Below are 17,646 nucleotides of genomic sequence, written 5' to 3' on the forward strand. Positions count from 1 at the left end.
CCGGTGGCATCACACGGCATCAGATTTGCTCTTCGGACATGCGAGATTTTTCCTGTAAATTTGAGTCGAACAAGCGCGGTCAAAAAACATGAACAAGTCAGCCACCGTCGATTTCGCGACAGCCACCCAAACGCAAGCCCCGGCACAGACCCAGGCGGTGCTCGACCTGGTCGCCGGCGAAGCCCGCGACAGCCTGCTTGGCGTGCACGAGGTGCTTCGCCGCGAATTGCCGCAAGGCCCGCTTGCGATCTACGAGGCCGGCGGCGGCTCCTCCAGCTTCCTGCCCATGGACGTGCTCAGCCGCAGCCACGTCACCGTCGTCGACATCGACGAGGACCAGATCCGCAACAACACTTACGCGCAGGATGCGATCCTCGGCGACGTCCAGACCTATCGCTTCGGCCCGGACACCTTCGACGTCGTGATCTGCTACAACGTGATCGAGCACCTGCCCGACGTCGAGGCGGCGCTTCTGAACTTCCGCGACGCGCTCAAGCGCGGCGGGATGATCCTGATCGGCGCGCCCAATCCGCACTCGCTGTCCGGCGTCGTCACCAAATACTCGCCGCACTGGTTCCATGTCTGGTTCTACCGGAACATCCGCGGCATCAAGACCGCCGGCCTGCCCGGCGAGGCGCCGTTCGCGACCTTCTTCCATCCGCTGGTGACGCTGTCCAAGCTCGCGACGTTTGCAGACGACAACGGTCTCGAGATGATCTACCGCCGCGAGGTCGAGAGCCCGCGCTATCCCGAGATGCGCCAGCGCAAGCCGCTGTTCGCCGCTCTCGTCGATGCCGGCGCCGCGGTGATAAACGCCGTGCTTCCGCGCGGCACCGACGTCCGCCGCGGCGACTATCACGTCATCCTGCGGAAGCGCTAACGGCCATGCGCGCGCAGCCTTGGTCCGTGCAGGCTTGCCGCCAAGCTGCGAGGCCGGACGCGCGCGTGCCGGGCGGCATGCGCGGTAACGAAACGTTAATCCCTGAGGAACCGACGCATCGGAAGCGTCACAACGACGCGGCCAACCGCAGCGTGCACTTAAACGCTTTGTTTGCCATTTCGGTGAATAGTCCCTCAGTGAGTATGGTTAATTTTCCCTGTTGCGTTGATTGGGCGCCTATATCCCGGGTGCGTAGCGTAAAGCGAAGAGTAACCCCTCAGCCTACGGCCGTCGGAATGAAAGCTGGGGATCATGCTTGACTATAACCAGCCAATAGATCGGGCCAGAGATCCGACCAGGTCGGAGGCTCAGTCGCGGAGGTCCGAGGCCAGCTTCAACGTGCTGGAGTTCGTCAACCTGCTATGGCGGCGCAAGATTGCGATTGCCGCTGCGGCCCTGATCGGTGCGAGCCTTGCCGTCACCATCGGCAAGAGCCTGACGCCCCGCTACACCGCGACGGCCCAGCTCTATGTCGATCCGCGCGAGCTCCAACTCGTCGATCGCGAGCTCACCCCGCGCGCGCAAGACGTATCCGGCATGTCCATGGTGGTGGAGAGCCAGGCGCGCCTGATCACCTCCAACAGCGTGCTGCTGCGGGTGATCGAGCAGGCCAATCTCGACAAGGATCCCGAATTCGGTGGCGCCGGCGACGGCAGGAGCCTGATGACGTCGCTGCTGGGCCTGATCGGCCTTCAGCCCCGCGCGCCCTCTGCTGCGGACATCAAGGACGTGCAGCTCGCGGCGCTCGACGCGCTGAACCGGCACATCACGATCCGCAAGACCGAGAAGAGCTTCATCGTCGACATCGAGGTCTGGTCGACCGATCCGGCGAAAGCGGCGATGCTCGCCAACACGCTGACCAACGTCTACCTCACGGAGTCTCGCAACTCCCAAGCGCTGGCCGCGCGACGTGCCACCAGCGAATTGTCCGGCCGGCTGAAGGAGCTGCGCGAGCGGCTGCGCAACGCCGAGACCGCACTTGCCACCTACAAGGCCCAGAACAATTTCGTCGGCACCCAGGACGCGCTGATCAGCGACCAGCAGCTCTCGTCCAGCAACCAGCGGCTTTCCGCGGCCCGCGCTGCGACGATGGATGCGCAGGCGCGGCTCGACCAGATCGAGGCAAGCCGGCGTACGGCGGCGGATGCCGGTGCCAATGCCGAGGTTCTGCAATCACCGACGATTGCAAACCTGCGCGCGCAATATGCCGACGCCCGCAAGAAATATGCAGAGCAGACCGCCGAGCTTGGGCCGCGGCACCCGGCGCTGCGCCAGACCGAGAAGCAGGTCGAGGACATCAAGCGCGTCATCAGCGAGGAGGTCGACCGCTTCGCCCAGTCGGCCAAGAACGATTTGACGCGCGCCCGCGACTTTGAAGCCTCGCTCAACCGGGCGCTGGAGGCGCAGAAACGGCAAAGCGTCCAGCTCAGCCAAGCCGCCGTGCGCCTGCGCGAGCTCGAGCGCGAGGTCGATGCCAGCCGCGACGTCTACCAGTCGTTCTTCAAGCGTTCGCGCGAGACCGAGGAGCAGGAGACGCTCAACACCTCGGCGGCCCGCGTCATCGGCGAGGCCACGGTGCCGCAGCGGCGTTCGTTCCCGCCGGCGATGAGCCTGTTCGCCATGATCGGCTTCATCTTCGGTGGGCTTGCCGCCGCCTGCTGGTTTGTCGCAGCCGAGCATTTGTTCATTGGTGCGGCCGCTCCCGAGCCGAACCGTCGTGAGCGCACGCCTGCGCCGGAAGTTTCGAGGACTCAGCCGTTAGCCGCCGCACCTGCGCCGCCGCTTGCGCTGGTCGAAAAGCCGCTGATCGCCCGCCTCCAGGAGGCCGATGTCATCCGCACGCTCGGCGCCATTCTCGCCACCGGTGGTGGCGACGACCTCACCCGCGTCGGCTGGCCGACGCTGCGTCCCGGATTTCCGCTGACCACCCTGCTCAACGCCTTGCGCGATATGCGTTCGGCGGTGGCACGGCGCGCCGGCGGCAAGGCGATGCCGGTGATCGCCCTGGTCGGCGCCGGCGATACCGTCGGGCGCAGCGTGACCGCGCTGAATTTCGCGCTCGCGGCGGCGCGCGACGGCAGCCGCTTGCTGATGATCGACGCCGACCATCAGGCGCACACACTGTCGAACAAGGTCATCCGCCCCGGCAAGAACGCGCCGAGCAGGCTCGGCTGGCTCTCGATCGGCAACAACGCCGCGCTCGAGATCAAGACCGTCAACGGCATCTCAGTGCTTCCGGCCACCGAGAGCGATGCCGGCAAGGCTACGGACGCCATCCGCAAGGCAATCGCGCAAGCGCGCTCCGCCGGTGGCTATGATCTCGTCATCCTCGACGGCCCGGCGATGCCGTTCTCGGCCGCCGGCCGCAAACTGCTCGACAGTGCCGATGCGCTGGTGGCCGTGCTGCCGACCAGCCTCGACATCAACGACAGCATGGAAGACATCTTGACCGCGCTCGGCGGCACCGAGCGCAAGCTCGTCGGCGTCGTGCTCGATGAACTCACCCCCGCAGCCCAAACGCGCCAGCGAGGCAAACAATATGCTTGAGCGCCGCGTCAATCTGGAGGGGCGGGCCGCGACCGCCGAGGTGCCACGGATCACCGTCGGCGGCCTTCGCATGGCCGCGCTCGACCTGGAAGCAACCGCCGATTTTATGATCGAGGCGACCGATCCGCGCCATCGCATCGGCCGCCCGCTATACCTGACCTCAGCCAATGGCGAGGTGCTGGCGCGCTGCTCGACCGAGCCGCAGACCGAGCGGCTGTTTCGCGCCGCCGATTTGATCAATGCCGACGGCCAGCCGCTGGTGGCGGCCTCGAAACTGCAATCCTGGTTTCCGCTGCCGGAGCGCGTCGCGACCACGGACCTGTTCCACATCGTCGCGCGCAAGGCGGAAGCTGCCGGCCGCAGCTTCTACATGCTCGGTGCCAGCGAGGACGAGAACGCCACCGCGGTCAAGAAAGTCCAGAACCTGTATCCGAAGCTCAAGATCGTCGGATACAGCCATGGCTATCTCCGTGGCGACGCCCTGCGCGCCAAGGTCGAGGAGATCAACGCGCTTGCACCGGACTGCCTGTGGGTGGCGCTCGGCGTGCCCTCCGAGCAGGCCTTCGTCGAGGAATTCACCCCGCTCCTGACCAATGTCGGCGTCATCAAGACGTCTGGTGGCCTGTTCAACTTCTTGTCGGGCAGCAGGTCACGCGCGCCGCAATGGATGCAGAAGTTCGGGCTCGAATGGGCCTGGCGTACCTGGCTCGAGCCCCGCCGCCTGCTCTGGCGCTATTTGACCACCAACCCCCGCGCGATCTATCTTCTCTTCAGCCGTAACCGGCCCCTCAATCGCTGATCGGATATGAAGGCGACATGACCGACCGACCGACCGTTCTCGTCACAGGAGGCGCGGGCTATATTGGCTCGCATGCCTGCCGCGCCCTGGCTGCGGCCGGCTATCAGCCCGTCGTTTACGACAATCTCACGACGGGCCATCGCAGTTTCGTCGCTGGGGACCTTGTGACAGGCGATCTGCTCGACGGTGCGGCGCTGGCGCGCGCCTTCGCCGACCACAAGGTGACGGCGGTGATGCACTTCGCGGCAGCGAGCCTCGTCGGCGAGTCCATGACCGACCCGCAGAAATATTACATCAACAATGTGCAGGGCACGTTGTCGCTGTTGCAGGCGATGCGGAACGCGGGTTGCCACCACATCGTGTTTTCCTCGACCGGCGCCGTCTATGGCAACGCCGATTCCAAGGCGCTGCCGGAAGATTTTCCCTGCGCGCCGATCAACCCCTATGGCGCGTCGAAATGGATGATCGAGCGCATGCTCGCCGATTATCGTTCAGCCTACGGCTTCGGCGCGTTCTGCCTGCGCTATTTCAACGCCAGCGGCGCCGATCCGGCCGGCGGCATCGGCGAACTGCGTGACAACGAAACGCATCTCATTCCGCGCGCCATGATGGCGTTGCAGGGCCATGTCGACTTCGCCGTGTTCGGCGACGACTACGACACGCCCGACGGCACCGCGATCCGCGACTACATCCATGTCACCGACCTTGCCGCTGCGCACGTCGCTGCGCTGAAGCTGCTGGAGACGGGACATGCCGGCGGCAGCTTCAATCTCGGCACCGGCTCCGGCTTTTCGGTGCGCGAGATCCTGACCGCCATCAGGCAGGAGGCCGGGCGTGAGGTCCCGCACACCATCAAGCCGCGCCGCGCCGGCGATCCCACCTATCTCGTCGCCGACCCATCCGCCGCGAGAAAGGTGCTGAAATTCGTGCCGCGCCATTCCGACCTGCCGACGGTCATCCGCACCGCCTGGGCCTGGCACCAGAAGGCGCATCCGCTCAGGTCGCGTTAAGCGCTCATATTGCGCCTTGCCCGCCGGGGCCCCGAACGGCTAGAGTGTCGATCACAGACGGCGTCGGCAACTTTTTCGGCCGCCGCGTGTTGCTGTATAGCCGCCGACGGAGCGGCACGCGAGGCTCGGCCAATAGCGCGAGCCGTTCTTTATTCACAGCGAAGCAAGATCGACTCGGCGCATCGCCTGTTTTCAGGCGCGGCCCCAGAAAGCTCCGGAACGCATGCATCAGGCCGCAAGCCTGCAATTCGATCGCGTGATGGACGAGCTCGTCCTCTGGCACGCCGTGCCCGAGGACGAACGCTCACCAGCGCCAGCTTGGTGGTGGGGACCGGCGATGACGGTGCGCGAAGCACACGAGCCGATGCCACACGCATGGTGTTGTGAACTCGGCCTGGGCGACGGCTCGAGCTTTGCCGAAGGTGCGCAGGCCCTTTTCACGCTGTTCGCCGAGCAAACCTCGCTGCCTTGGCCGGACGACTTTCCACGCAAGGCGGAGATCAACGAAGACGACGGCCGCGAATTGCACCCGCAACCGTCAGACGACAGCGCGCTTCAGCCGTAGCGCCACGGCTTCGTTCACGGCCGGATCCGTCTCCGGCTGGAGCGGCGGTGCATCGGGCAGCACCATCGGCCGCAGCAGTTCGGCCATCTGCAGCGCCGGCACCGGCTTGGAGATCAGGAAGCCCTGCATCTCGTCGCAACCATGGGTGCGCAGGAATGCCTCCTGCTCGACGTTCTCGACGCCCTCGGCGACGACGGTCATACCGAGCGCCTTGCCCATGCTGATGATCGCCTGCGCGATCGCCTGATCTTCGGAATCCTGCGGCAGGTCGCGCACGAAGGAGCGGTCGATCTTGATGGTGTCGATCGGGAAATGCTTCATCAGCGACATCGACGAATAGCCGGTGCCGAAATCGTCGATGGCGAGACGAATGCCGCGGCTCTGGATCGCGTCGAGCACCTTCAGCGCGCGCCCGACATTGCGCATCATCATGCTCTCGGTGACTTCGAGCTGGAGCAGCACCGGCGACATGCCGCTTGCCGCCAGCGCCTCGTCGACGTCCTGCAACAGATGCTCGTCGACGAACTGCCGCGGCGACAGGTTGACCGCCATCGATACCGGCAGCAGACCGCGTCGCTGCCAGGCCATCGCCTGCGCGCAGGCCTCCCTCACCACCCAGCGACCGATCGGCACGATCAGGCCGGTTTCCTCTGCGAGCGGAATGAACTGCGCCGGCGAGATGCTGCCGAGCTCGGGATGGGTCCAGCGCAGGAGCGCTTCCACGCCGGTGATCTGGCCGGTCGCCATGTCCACCTTGGGCTGGTAGTTCAGAGTGAACTGGTCGCGCTCCAGCGCTCGGCGCAGCGCGCTCTCCAGCGACAGCCGCTCGATCGACTGCGTCTTCACTTCCTTGGAGAAGAAGCGATAGCCGTTCTTGCCGTCTTCCTTGGCGAGATACATCGCCATGTCGGCGTTCTTGGTCAGCGTTTGCGCGTCGGCGCCGTTAGCCGGATACATCGCAATACCGATCGAGGCCGTGGTGTGGCACTCGTGGCCGGCGAGCTCCATCGGCTTGCCGAGTACGGCCAGCAGTTCGGTCGAGATGCGCTGAACGTCATCGATCTCGCCGCACTGGTCGAGGATGACCACGAATTCGTCGCCGCCGAGGCGCGCGACAACGTCGCTCGCCCGTAGCGCATTGCGCAAGCGGTCGGCGACTTCGAGCAGCAGCAGATCGCCGGCTTCGTGGCCGAGCGAATCGTTGATGACCTTGAAGCGATCGAGGTCGATGAACAGCACCGCAAAGCGGTGGTCATGGCGCTGCGCCATGTCGATCGCCTCGCGCAACAGACTGTTGAAGGTCTCGCGGTTCGGCAGGTTGGTCAGGCTGTCGTGCGAGGCGAGATATTCGATCCGCTCGTCGGCTTTGTTTTTCTCGTCGGCGCGATCGAAATTCTCAATCGCGAACGAGACGTTGTCGGCGAGACGCTGCAACAGCTCGACGAACTCATCGGTAAAGGTATCCGGCTCGGTCGACATGTAGATCATCACGCCAACGGGCTTGTCATGCGTGATCAGTGGGAACGCCGCGCCGGAGCGCGCGCCTTCGCTCTGAAGGACCGAATGAAAGGCGCTCACGCGGCTGTCATTAACATAATCGTTGCTGATGCAGGGCTGCCGGGTGCGGAAGGCCGTGCCGCTCATGCCGCGGCCTTCGGGCCGATCAGCGTCGATCGAGAGACGCACATTCCTTGTGGTCTCGGCGGACGGCCCCGCCGCCGCGACGATCTCGAGCTGATCGCTACGTTCGCTGGCGAGCGCAATGGTTGTCGAGGTGAATTTGCCGCCAGTCGACGCGGCTTGGCACACGAGGTCGAACAATTCGGTGCGCGACTTGGCCCGTACGATCGCTTCATTGGTGGCGCTCAGCGCCGCGAACATGCGCGTCAGGCGCTCCTTCTGCGCCTCGGTGCGAGCCTTTTCCTCGGCTCGATCGAAATTGTCGAGCGCAAAGGACACGTTCTCGGCCAGGCGTCCCAGCAGTTGAATGAGATCGGGCGTGAACGTGCCTTCGTCCGGAGAGAGGAACAGAAGTACGCCGATCGCATCAGTGCCATTCCTCAGCAAGGGGAAGCAGCCACCGGACTTCGTGCCCTGGTCGCGCGCAATCTGATGCCAATGGGCGGTGCGAATGTCGGTCAGAATCTCGTTTGCGACGCAAGGCGCCCCGGTACGGAACGATGTGCCGGCGAGCCCTCGTCCTTGCGGCTCGTCCGCGGAGGTCGCAAATCGCCATTTCTCAACATGATGGCGGCATTCGCCTTTGGTGACGGCGATGTCGAGGTAACGTCCGCTCGATTCCACCATGGCAATGGTTGCGGATGTGAAGGTACCGCCGAGCACCGCCGCCTCGCAAACTGCCTCGAACAATTCGGCACGCGTCTTGACGCGCATGATCGCTTCGTTGGTCGCACTCAGCGCTTCGAGCATACCCCGGAAGCGATTGCGCTGCATTTCCGCTTTCGCCTTCTCGTCGGCGCGGTCGAAATTTTCAAGTCCGAAGGCCACGTTGGCCTGGAGCCGCTGGAGCAGCTCGACGAATTCGGGCGTGAACGTGTCGCGCTCGGCAGAGTTGAACAGGAATATGCCTTCGACCCGCTCGCCGTTGAACAGCGGCAGCGCCGCCGAAGATCCGATCCCGTTACGGCGGGCGTTGGCCTGCCAGGGCTTGATACGATCGTCGGACTGCACATCGTTGCTGATGCAAGGCTGGCGCGTACGGAAGGCGGTACCCGTGAGCCCGCGGCCTTCCGGCACCCGGTCGGAGCTCGAGAACTTGAAATTTCGCACCGTGTCCGCATTCGGTCCGTAGCAGGCGACGACGCGAAGCAGCTCGGCGTGGTGATCGACGAGCGCGATGTTGGCCGATGTGAATTTCGCACCCTTGGCCGTCGCCTCGCAGACCAGATCGAACAACTCGGCCCGCGAGTGCGCACGCAAGATCGCTTCGTTGGTCGCGCTGAGCGCGGCGTACATGCGCGCCAGACGCTCTTCCTCCACCGCGATCCGGGCCTTTTCGGTTTCGCGATCGAAATTGTCGATGGCGAAGCAAACGTTCTCGGCGATGCGCAGCATCAGCGCCACGATCTCTTCGTCTTTCGCCCAGGACTGGCTAAGGAAGGACAGGATGACCCCGATGCTCTCCCCATGCTTGATCAGGGGTGCGGCGATGCAAGCCGCAACGCCCGTATTGATATTTGCCTGCTCCCACGGTGTTCCCTTGGTGCGGCGCGCGAGATCGCGTTCGACATGGGGCTTCTGTGAACGAAAAACCTGGCCGGAAATGCCGCGGCCATAAGGATTTTCGGGATCGACGGAATAGTGCGTCCGGGCGACGATCTCCACGTTCTCGCCGGTGCCGGCAACAGGCTTCAGCCAGTGGGAGTCCTGTTCCTTGAGTAAAACGAAGGTCGCCAGCGACTTGCCGCCATGCACGGAGGCGTCGCACACCAGCTGATACAGCTCCTGTTCGGTCTTGGCGCGCAGAATGGCTTCATTGGTTGCGCTCAGCGCGCCGAACATACGGTTGAGCCGCCGCGTCGCCCGCTCGCCGGCCTGGCGCGCCGTTTCGCGCGCGAAATTGTCCAGGGCGTAGGAGATGTTCGCCGACATGCGTTCGAACAGCGACACCATCTGCGCGTCCAGCGAGCCGGCCTCACTGCGCGTCACGAACAGCACGCCGACGCTCTTGCCGTTGCAGAGCAGTGGCAGCGCGGCCGCCGCGCCGATATGCGCCTTGGCCGCGCCCTCGCGCCATGCCAGCGAACGCTGATCGCTCAAATAGTCATTGCTGATGCAGAGCTTCTGGCTGCGAAACGCCTCTCCGCCGACGCCCGTGCCTTCCGGCGTGCCTGCTTCCGTGGTGATCTCGATCGCGCTCAACCGCGCAACATCGTCGCCGCAACCCGCGGCAAAGCGCAGGCGCGAGCCGTTCGGCTCGACCAGGAACACGGCGACAGCCATGAAGTCCCCACTCGCAAACCCGGCGTCGCAGACCTTCTGGTACAGCTCGTCCGGCGATTTCGCGTAGAGGATCGCTTCGTTGATGGCGCTCAACGCCGCAAAGGTGCGCGCGAGGGTCGTCTGCACGATCTCAACTCCCGGGCATTTCTGCCTTTTTTTCCCGGATGCCGTTATGAACGGCGATCGCCTAAGTGGTCGTTATTGCGCGGTGGAAACCGCCGATCACAGTGAACGAGCTGCGAACGACAGACGAAAAACTGTCGGGAATCCCGCCGTGCGGGATGTTAGAGGCATGAACGTTCGACGAAAGGCGCGTTCTCTTTGCGAATATGCAGCCCTGTATTGGTTTACGGGAGATTGATATCACCGCGCGGCTTTGAGACGATGGCTCCCAACAACGCCCATCAAGGGCGATGACCTGAGGGAACGCCATGCCGATCGTCAAGGCCGACCGCCTCACGCGCGTCAGCGCCGCACTGCTCCGCGCCGCCGGAGCCTCCGAAGAAGAGGCCGATGCGGTTGCCGTCGGCTGCGTCAATGCCAATCTCGCCGGCCACGACTCCCACGGCGTGATCGCGGTTCCCACCTATATCGACCGTATCAAGGCCGGACACATCGTTCCCGGCGCCAAATGGACCATCGTCCAGGAATCGCCGACCACGACTGTGATCGACGGCCATTGGGGCTTCGGCTTCCATGTCAACGCCAAGGCGATGGCGCTGACGATCGAGAAGGCGAAGACGGCGAATGTCGCCGCCTGCACCGTGTTCCGGCAGAGCCATGTCGGCCGCCTCGCCGCCTATCCGCTGATGGCGATGCGCGAGGGCATGATCGGGATTGCGACGGCGGATTCCGGCCGCTCACCGAAACATGTGGCGCCGTTCGGCGGCAAGGAGGCACGGCTCGGCACCAATCCGCTCTCGATCGCGGTGCCGTCCGATCTCGAGGCGCCGTTCTATTTGGACATGGCGACCTCGGCGGTGGCAGCCGGCAAGATCCAGCTCGCGGTCGCCCGCGGCGAGGAGATCCCGACGGGATGGATCATCGATGCCGAGGGACGGCACACCACCGATCCCACCCAATACCGCAAGGGCGGCGCACTGCTGCCGCTCGGCGGCACCGAGGGCTACAAGGGCAGCGGCCTCGCCGCCATGGTCGAGGTGCTCTGCGGCCTGCTCACAGGGCTTGGCTTCGGCGTCGAGCCCACGGGGCGGCACAATGACGGCTGCTTCATGGCGGTGTTCAACGTCGCAGCGTTTCGACCGCTAAAGGACTTCAAGCGAGAGGTCACGGAATTTGCCGAATATTTGAAATCGACGCCGCTCTCCGAAGGCAGCAAGGGCGTCTATTATCCCGGAGAGATCGAGGGCTTGCGCGAGCGGCAGCGCCTGCGCGACGGCATCGAGATCGAGGATGCGACCTGGGACAAGCTGCGCGCGCTGGCGCGCGAATACAGGCTCGACACAGTCCTCGATCTAGGCTGACGGAATTTGGAGAACAGCAGCATGACGCGGCAAATGGCCCTGGTCGGCTTCCTTCAGGCCCAAAACTGCACCAATTTGCCGAGCTCCTGGCGACATCCGGACTCGCGTGAGGATTCGATGTCGGCGGATTATTATCAGGAGATCGCCAAGATCCTCGAAGCCGGCAAATTCCACATGGCCTTCTTCGACGATCGGCTGGCGATGCCGGATCGTTACGGCAACGACCACGCCCACACCGTCGAATACGGCATCCGCTGCGTGAAGATGGATCCGCTGATCGTGCTGACCACGATGGGCCTCGTCACCGACAAGCTTGGGCTGGGAGCGACTTGCTCGACCACCTATTACGAACCCTTCGACGTTGCGCGCCGCTTCGCGACGCTCGATTTGATGTCGGGCGGGCGCGCCGGCTGGAACGTTGTCACCTCGCTCAACGACGGCGAGGCGTTGAACATGGGCCGGGATTCACATCCCGAGCACGATTCCCGCTACGACCGCGCCGATGAATTCATGGAGGTCGTGCTCGGCCATTGGGACACCTGGGAGGACGGCGCGCTCATCATGGACAAGCAAAGCGGACGCTTTGCCGATCCGTCCAAGGTGAAACGGCTCGATCACAAGGGAGTGGCCTTCAAATCGCGCGGGCCGTTTACCGTGCCGCGCTCGGATCAGGGCCATCCCGTGATCATCCAGGCCGGCGCATCCGGCCGCGGCCAGCGCTTTGCGGGACGATGGGGCGAGGTGATCTTTACCGCCGCACGCAATCTTGCTGCGGCAAAGGACGGCTACGCGGCCGTACGCAACGAAGCCGCGAAGGCCGGCCGCGATCCCGACCAGATGCGCCTTTGCAACTTGATGACACCGGTCTGTGCAGCGACCAAGGCGGAAGCCGAAGACAAGATGGCGCTGATCAACAAGCTACCGCTTCAGATCGACGCGCTGTCGCTGCTCGCCGAAGCGCTCAACTACGACTTCGCGTCCAAGGATCTCGACGAGCCGCTGACAACGGACGAGTTGAAGAGCATGCAGGGTATTTTGGGCATCCGCGACGGCGTGCTGAAGAATTCAGGCAAGAGCAATCCGAGCGCACGCGATTTCGTCACCTTCTCCGGTCGCGGGCAGGTTCACGATGCCATCGTCGGCGGCCCCAAGGAGATCGCGGATACGCTGGAGGAGATGTTCGTCGAGCGCGGCTGCGACGGCTTTGTCATCGCGGCGACCTATGTGCCGGGCTCCTACGCCGACTTCGTGCAGCAGGTTGTGCCGGAATTGCAGCGCCGCGGCTTGTTCCAGAAGGATTATCGCGGCAAGACGCTGAGGGAAAATCTCGGGCTGAGACGGCCGGCGGCAGGCGCATGGAAGACACGGCCGCGTGACGCGGCAGAATAACAACGAGGACACACCATGCGCTGGCTGAAATTCACCGCCTCGGGCAAGACCTCCTGGGGCCTCGTCGAGGGCGAACAGGTGATCGCGGTCGATGGCGATCCTTTCGGTGAATGGCAACGCACCTCCCGTGCCTATCCGCTGGCACAGGTGAAGATCGAGCTGCCGCTGATCCCGCGTACCTTCTATTGCGTCGGCTTGAACTATCTGAAGCACCTGAAGGAAGCCGCCGACAAGCGCGGCGAGGTGCCGGCCGTCCCTGAAAGGCCCGAGATCGGCTATCGCGCCCAGAACGCGCTGATCGCGCATGACGAGGACGTCGTGATCCCGTCCTTTGCGACGGAGAAGATCCACTATGAGGGCGAGCTCGCCGTCGTCATCGGCAAGAAGGTGAAGGACCTGACCGAACAGAACGCCATGGATTGCGTGCTCGGCTACACCATCGGCAACGACGTCAGCGAACGCAGCTGGCAGAAGGCCGACCGCAGCCTGTGGCGCTCGAAGAACGCGGACACATTCAAGCCGATGGGCCCGTGGATCGAGACCGAGGCCGACCTTGCGAGGATGGAAACCGTCGTCAGGGTCAACGGCAAGGAAACCAACCGCTTCCACACCAACGACATGATCTTTGGCGTGGTGCCGTTCCTGGTCGAACTGACCAAGTATTTCACGCTATGGCCGGGCGACGTGATCTGGATGGGCACGGACGGCGCCTCGCCGGACATCACGCATGGCGACGTCGTGGAGATCGATATCACCGGCATCGGCACGCTGCGGAACAGGTTTGTGCGGGAGGGGCGGTAGTTCTTGATCCTCATCCTGAAGAGATGGGCCGGCGCGTGCTCCCCTCAAAACGGCAGCGCCACGCTGGTCTTGATTTCCTTCAGCACCACGTTGCTTCTCACATGCCGGATGCCGGGAATGCGGAACATGAACTCGTCCAAAAACCTGTTGTAAGCCGCCATGTCCTGCACGACGACGCGCAAATGATAGTCGGCATCACCCGTCGTCGCAAAGCACTCCAATACCTCGCGCCGCGTTGTCACCCGCGCCACAAACTCGTCGACGAATTTGGCGTCGTGCCGCTCCAGTGAGACGTGCAGGATGGCCGACATCGCAAAGCCCGCCTGCTCCCGCGCAATCAACGCCGCATAGCCGCGGATGACCCCGGTCTCCTCCAGCGCGCGCACCCGGCGCCAGCAGGCCGAGGTGGACATGCCGACCTCGTCCGCAAGCTGCTGGTTGGTGGCACGGCCGTCCTTCTGCAGATGAGCGAGAATCCGTGTGTCCTGGTCTTCAATCATGAACGCCTCTTAATTCGGGTAAATATACCAAAAATTCCACCTGGTTGCAAAATTCTACCGAAATGACACTCAGATCGGAATGAATAGGTAAGACCTACCAGCGCCCCGGGCTTACCCTTCGCCTATTCGGCAGAATGCCGCGCGAGGTCCGCATGGACGCCATTCCGTCACTCGACGCCTACGAGCTCTCCGATCGCTACGACCGCGAGGAGGGACGCGTCTTCCTCACCGGCACGCAGGCGATCGTCCGCATTGCGCTCGACCAGGCGCGGCGCGACCGCGCGCGCGGCCTCAACACCGCCGGCTTCATCTCCGGCTATCGCGGCTCGCCGCTGGGCGGCGTCGATCTCGAACTCTGGCGGATCAAGGAGCGCTTGAAGCGGGATCGCATCGAGTTCCTGCCGGCCGTCAACGAAGACCTTGCCGCGACCGCGGTTCTCGGCTCACAGCAGGTCGAGACCCAGGCCGACCGCGAGGTCGATGGCGTGTTCGGGCTCTGGTACGGCAAGGGCCCGGGCGTCGACCGTTCCGGCGACGCACTCAAGCACGGCAACGCCTATGGCTCCTCACCGCATGGCGGCGTGCTGGTGGTCGCCGGCGACGACCATGGCTGCGTCTCGTCCTCGATGCCGCACCAGTCCGACGTCGCCTTCATGAGCTGGTTCATGCCGACGCTGCATCCGGCCGATGTCGGCGAATATCTCGCATTCGGCGAATATGGCTACGCGCTCAGCCGCTTCACCGGCATGTGGGTCGGCTTCAAGGCGATCTCGGAGATCGTGGAATCGGGCGCATCCGTTACGTTGCGCCCGCCGCGCATTTTCCGCGCTCCTGAATTCACGCCGCCGTCGGGCGGGTTGCACTATCGCTGGCCCGACCTGCCTGGCCCGCAGATCGAGGAGCGGCTGGAGGCGAAGAAGCACGCGGTCTATGCCTTCGCAAAGGCCAATCCGATCGACCGCCACATCTACGACATTCCCAATGCCAGCTACGGCATCGTCACGACCGGCAAGGCGCATCTCGACTTGATGGAAGCGCTGCGGCTGATGGGCCTCGATGAAGCCGCCTGCCGCAGTATCGGCATCGACATCTACAAGGTCGGCATGGTCTGGCCGCTGGCGCTGCACGACGCCATGGACTTCGTGAAGGGCAAGCGCGAGATCCTCGTGGTCGAGGAGAAGCGCGGCATCATCGAGAGCCAGTTCAAGGAATACTTCTACGACTATCCGGGCAGCAAGCCCGAGCGCATGGTCGGCAAGCACGACGAAGCGGGCGCTCGGTTGATTTCCTGGACCGGCGAATTGTCGCCGCGTGCGCTGGCTGACGTGCTGGCGCGCCGGCTCGATCCGATGTTTCCGGGGCTCAATCTTGCCGCGCGAGCAGCGGCCCTGTTGCCGGAAGCCGAGCGGACCATCAACGTCGCGGGTGCGACGCGCACGCCCTATTTCTGTTCGGGATGCCCCCACAACACATCAACGAAAGTGCCGGTGGGTTCGAAGGCGCTGGCGGGCATCGGCTGCCATTTCATGGCGAGCTGGATGGACCGCGAGACCTCTTCGCTGATCCAGATGGGCGGCGAAGGCGTGAACTGGGTGGCCTCGTCACGCTTCACCGGCAACAAGCACATCTTCCAGAATCTCGGCGAAGGCACCTATTATCATTCCGGCTCGATGGCGATCCGGCAGGCGATCGCTGCCAAAGCCAACATCACCTACAAGATCCTGTTCAACGACGCTGTCGCGATGACCGGCGGTCAGCCTGTCGACGGCCCCCTCAGCGTGCACGCGATCGCGCACAGCGTCCGCGCCGAAGGCGTGGCGCGCATCGCGCTGGTCTCGGACGAACCTTCGCAATTCTCGCCGGCTGATCTCCCGAGCGGCGTTTCGATTCATGCGCGCGAGGAGATGGACGCCGTGCAGCGCGAGTTGCGCGACGTCTCCGGCGTCTCGGTCCTGATCTACCAGCAGACCTGCGCCACCGAGAAGCGGCGCCGGCGCAAGCGTGGCGAGATGGCTGACCCAAAGCGCTTTGCCTATATCAACGATCTCGTCTGCGAAGGCTGCGGCGATTGCTCGGTCGAATCCAACTGTCTCAGCGTCGAGCCGAAGGAGACGCCGTTCGGCCGCAAGCGCAAGATCAATCTGTCCGCCTGCAACAAGGACTTTTCCTGCCTCAACGGCTTTTGCCCGAGTTTTGTTACCGTCGAGGGCGCCACGCGCCGGAAGAAGACCGCGAGCGAGATCGATGCGGTTGGCCGCGCGGCTACGCTTCCTCTCCCCGCGCCCGCCATGCTCGATCGGCCCTACGATCTGCTGGTGACCGGTGTCGGTGGCGCCGGTGTGATCACGGTCGGCGCGTTGATCGGCATGGCTGCGCATCTCGAACGGCGTGGCGTCTCGGTGCTCGACTTCACCGGCTTTGCGCAGAAATTCGGGCCCGTGCTGAGCTATCTCCGCCTTGCCGCGTCCCCCGAGGCACTGCACCAGGTGCGCATCGACCAGGGCGCGGCCGATGCGCTGATCGGCTGTGATCTCGTCGTCAGCTCCTCGCCAAAGGCCTCCGGCACCTATCATCACGGCACGCGCGCCGCGATCAACACCGCGGAGATGCCGACCGGCGACGTCGTCCGTTTCCGCGACGCCGATCTTGCCTCGCTCGCCCGCCTGCGCGCGGTCCGGCAGGTCATCGGCAACGAGAATCTCGACACCATCAACGCGAACGCGCTCGCCGAACGGCTGCTCGGCGATTCCGTCTATGCCAATATCATCATGCTCGGCTTTGCCTGGCAGCGCGGGCTGGTTCCGGTCACGTTGCAATCGCTGTTGCGCGCCATCGAACTCAACGGCGTCGCGGTCGAACGCAACAAGCAGGCTTTTGCGTGGGGCCGGATCGCCGCCGCTGATCCGGACTTTCTGCCGAAAGCGGACGATGCGCCCAAGGCCGAAATGAAGGCCGAGACGCTCGAGCAGATGATTACCCGTCGTGCCGAATTCCTCACCGCCTATCAGGACACCACCTACGCGGCGCGCTATCGGTCGATCGTAGAGAGGGTTCGCAGCGCCGAATCCGCGCTTAACAGCGAGGCCTTGACCGATGCGGTCGCGCGCGCGCTGTTCAGGCTAATGGCCTACAAGGACGAATACGAGGTGGCGCGCCTGCACATGCAGAGCGGCTTCCTCGACGAGTTGAAACGCGAATTCGAGGACGGCTTCAGCGTCCAGTACCACCTCGCACCGCCTTTCCTGCCGTCCGAGCGCGACGCACGCGGCCGACCGCGCAAGCGCAATTTCGGCAAGTGGATCCAGATGCCGCTTGCCGTCCTGGCACGGTTCAAGGTGCTGCGCGGGACGCCGTTCGATCCGTTCGGCTACACGACCGAGCGGCGCGCCGAGCGAGAGCTGATCGGCTGGTATGAAGGCGTGATCGAGCAAGTGCTGGATCGATTCGACACGACGCATCTGCCCGATCTCGTCGCCATCGCGAAGGCGCCGATGGAGATCCGCGGCTACGGGCCGGTGAAGGACATCGCGATTGCGAAAGTGAAGCCCGAGGTCGAGCGGCTACTCTCGGATTTAGCGACATCGGTAACGCAAAAGATGCGCACCTACGGTTGACGCGACGCCGGCAAGGCTTCAGCCTCTCGGCCTG

The 17,646-nt window shown here is 64.1% G+C and carries 11 protein-coding genes; 9 read left to right on the top strand and 2 right to left on the bottom strand.

Annotation, left to right across the window (positions count from 1 at the left end; genetic code table 11):
* The first annotated feature begins 88 nt into the window (after nt 1-88).
* From ACPPVR_RS37950 to ACPPVR_RS37970, 5 genes are all read left to right on the top strand, one after another.
* Nucleotides 89-880, top strand: coding sequence for a class I SAM-dependent methyltransferase (locus ACPPVR_RS37950; RefSeq protein ID WP_426611594.1), 792 nt, complete (start codon nt 89-91; stop codon nt 878-880).
* 312 nt (nt 881-1,192) lie between these two features.
* Nucleotides 1,193-3,487 (top strand): GumC family protein, encoded by a 2,295-nt coding sequence (locus ACPPVR_RS37955; protein WP_426611595.1) that lies wholly within the window; start codon nt 1,193-1,195, stop codon nt 3,485-3,487.
* Nucleotides 3,480-4,286 (top strand): WecB/TagA/CpsF family glycosyltransferase, encoded by an 807-nt coding sequence (locus ACPPVR_RS37960; RefSeq protein WP_426611596.1) that lies wholly within the window; start codon nt 3,480-3,482, stop codon nt 4,284-4,286. Before ACPPVR_RS37955 ends, ACPPVR_RS37960 begins: the two co-directional genes overlap by 8 nt.
* Nucleotides 4,287-4,303: 17 nt before the next feature.
* Nucleotides 4,304-5,296 (top strand): UDP-glucose 4-epimerase GalE, encoded by a 993-nt coding sequence (gene galE / locus ACPPVR_RS37965; RefSeq protein ID WP_426611597.1) that lies wholly within the window; start codon nt 4,304-4,306, stop codon nt 5,294-5,296.
* Nucleotides 5,297-5,519: 223 nt separating this feature from the next.
* Nucleotides 5,520-5,861 carry a hypothetical protein gene (locus tag ACPPVR_RS37970; protein ID WP_426611598.1) on the top strand — a complete coding sequence of 114 codons (342 nt, stop codon included), beginning with the start codon at nt 5,520-5,522 and terminating at the stop codon, nt 5,859-5,861.
* Here ACPPVR_RS37970 and ACPPVR_RS37975 read toward each other — a convergent pair.
* On the bottom strand, nt 5,835-9,950 hold the full coding sequence (locus ACPPVR_RS37975) for a bifunctional diguanylate cyclase/phosphodiesterase (RefSeq protein ID WP_426611599.1): 4,116 nt from the start codon (nt 9,948-9,950) through the stop codon (nt 5,835-5,837). The genes ACPPVR_RS37970 and ACPPVR_RS37975 overlap by 27 nt on opposite strands.
* A gap of 305 nt (nt 9,951-10,255) precedes the next feature.
* Here ACPPVR_RS37975 and ACPPVR_RS37980 point away from each other — a divergent pair, with 305 nt between their 5' ends.
* Genes ACPPVR_RS37980 through ACPPVR_RS37990 form a run of 3 tightly spaced genes read left to right on the top strand, consistent with a single transcriptional unit; the run spans nt 10,256 to nt 13,498 of the window.
* Entirely contained in the window at nt 10,256-11,308 is a 1,053-nt protein-coding gene (locus ACPPVR_RS37980; protein ID WP_426611600.1) for an Ldh family oxidoreductase, read from the top strand.
* A 21-nt stretch (nt 11,309-11,329) separates the two neighbouring features.
* Entirely contained in the window at nt 11,330-12,697 is a 1,368-nt protein-coding gene (locus ACPPVR_RS37985) for an LLM class flavin-dependent oxidoreductase (protein WP_426611601.1), read from the top strand.
* Nucleotides 12,698-12,712: 15 nt separating this feature from the next.
* Nucleotides 12,713-13,498 carry a fumarylacetoacetate hydrolase family protein gene (locus ACPPVR_RS37990; RefSeq protein WP_426611602.1) on the top strand — a complete coding sequence of 262 codons (786 nt, stop codon included), beginning with the start codon at nt 12,713-12,715 and terminating at the stop codon, nt 13,496-13,498.
* Nucleotides 13,499-13,542: 44 nt separating this feature from the next.
* Here the strand turns inward: ACPPVR_RS37990 and ACPPVR_RS37995 are convergent, their stop codons facing one another.
* A complete protein-coding gene (locus ACPPVR_RS37995; RefSeq protein ID WP_426611603.1) occupies nt 13,543-13,998 on the bottom strand; it encodes an Lrp/AsnC family transcriptional regulator in 456 nt (151 codons plus the stop codon).
* A gap of 152 nt (nt 13,999-14,150) precedes the next feature.
* On the opposite strand from ACPPVR_RS37995, the gene ACPPVR_RS38000 reads away from it, so the two are divergent.
* Nucleotides 14,151-17,612: an indolepyruvate ferredoxin oxidoreductase family protein gene (locus tag ACPPVR_RS38000; protein WP_426611604.1), complete on the top strand. Its 3,462-nt coding sequence runs from the start codon at nt 14,151-14,153 to the stop codon at nt 17,610-17,612.
* The last annotated feature ends 34 nt before the right edge of the window (nt 17,613-17,646 follow it).

It is taken from the genome of Bradyrhizobium sp. McL0616, from assembly GCF_049993385.1.
GTDB lineage: Bacteria > Pseudomonadota > Alphaproteobacteria > Rhizobiales > Xanthobacteraceae > Bradyrhizobium.

Bases quoted from the DNA above. Each gene is read 5' to 3' on its own strand.
- galE (WP_426611597.1), top strand. From the start codon at position 4,304: ATGACCGACCGACCGACCGTTCTCGTCACAGGAGGCGCGGGCTATATT.
- ACPPVR_RS37980 (WP_426611600.1), top strand. From the start codon at position 10,256: ATGCCGATCGTCAAGGCCGACCGCCTCACGCGCGTCAGCGCCGCACTG.
- ACPPVR_RS37985 (WP_426611601.1), top strand. From the start codon at position 11,330: ATGACGCGGCAAATGGCCCTGGTCGGCTTCCTTCAGGCCCAAAACTGC.
- ACPPVR_RS37990 (WP_426611602.1), top strand. From the start codon at position 12,713: ATGCGCTGGCTGAAATTCACCGCCTCGGGCAAGACCTCCTGGGGCCTC.
- ACPPVR_RS37950 (WP_426611594.1), top strand. From the start codon at position 89: ATGAACAAGTCAGCCACCGTCGATTTCGCGACAGCCACCCAAACGCAA.
- ACPPVR_RS37995 (WP_426611603.1), bottom strand. From the start codon at position 13,998: ATGATTGAAGACCAGGACACACGGATTCTCGCTCATCTGCAGAAGGAC.
- ACPPVR_RS38000 (WP_426611604.1), top strand. From the start codon at position 14,151: ATGGACGCCATTCCGTCACTCGACGCCTACGAGCTCTCCGATCGCTAC.
- ACPPVR_RS37960 (WP_426611596.1), top strand. From the start codon at position 3,480: ATGCTTGAGCGCCGCGTCAATCTGGAGGGGCGGGCCGCGACCGCCGAG.
- ACPPVR_RS37970 (WP_426611598.1), top strand. From the start codon at position 5,520: ATGCATCAGGCCGCAAGCCTGCAATTCGATCGCGTGATGGACGAGCTC.
- ACPPVR_RS37955 (WP_426611595.1), top strand. From the start codon at position 1,193: ATGCTTGACTATAACCAGCCAATAGATCGGGCCAGAGATCCGACCAGG.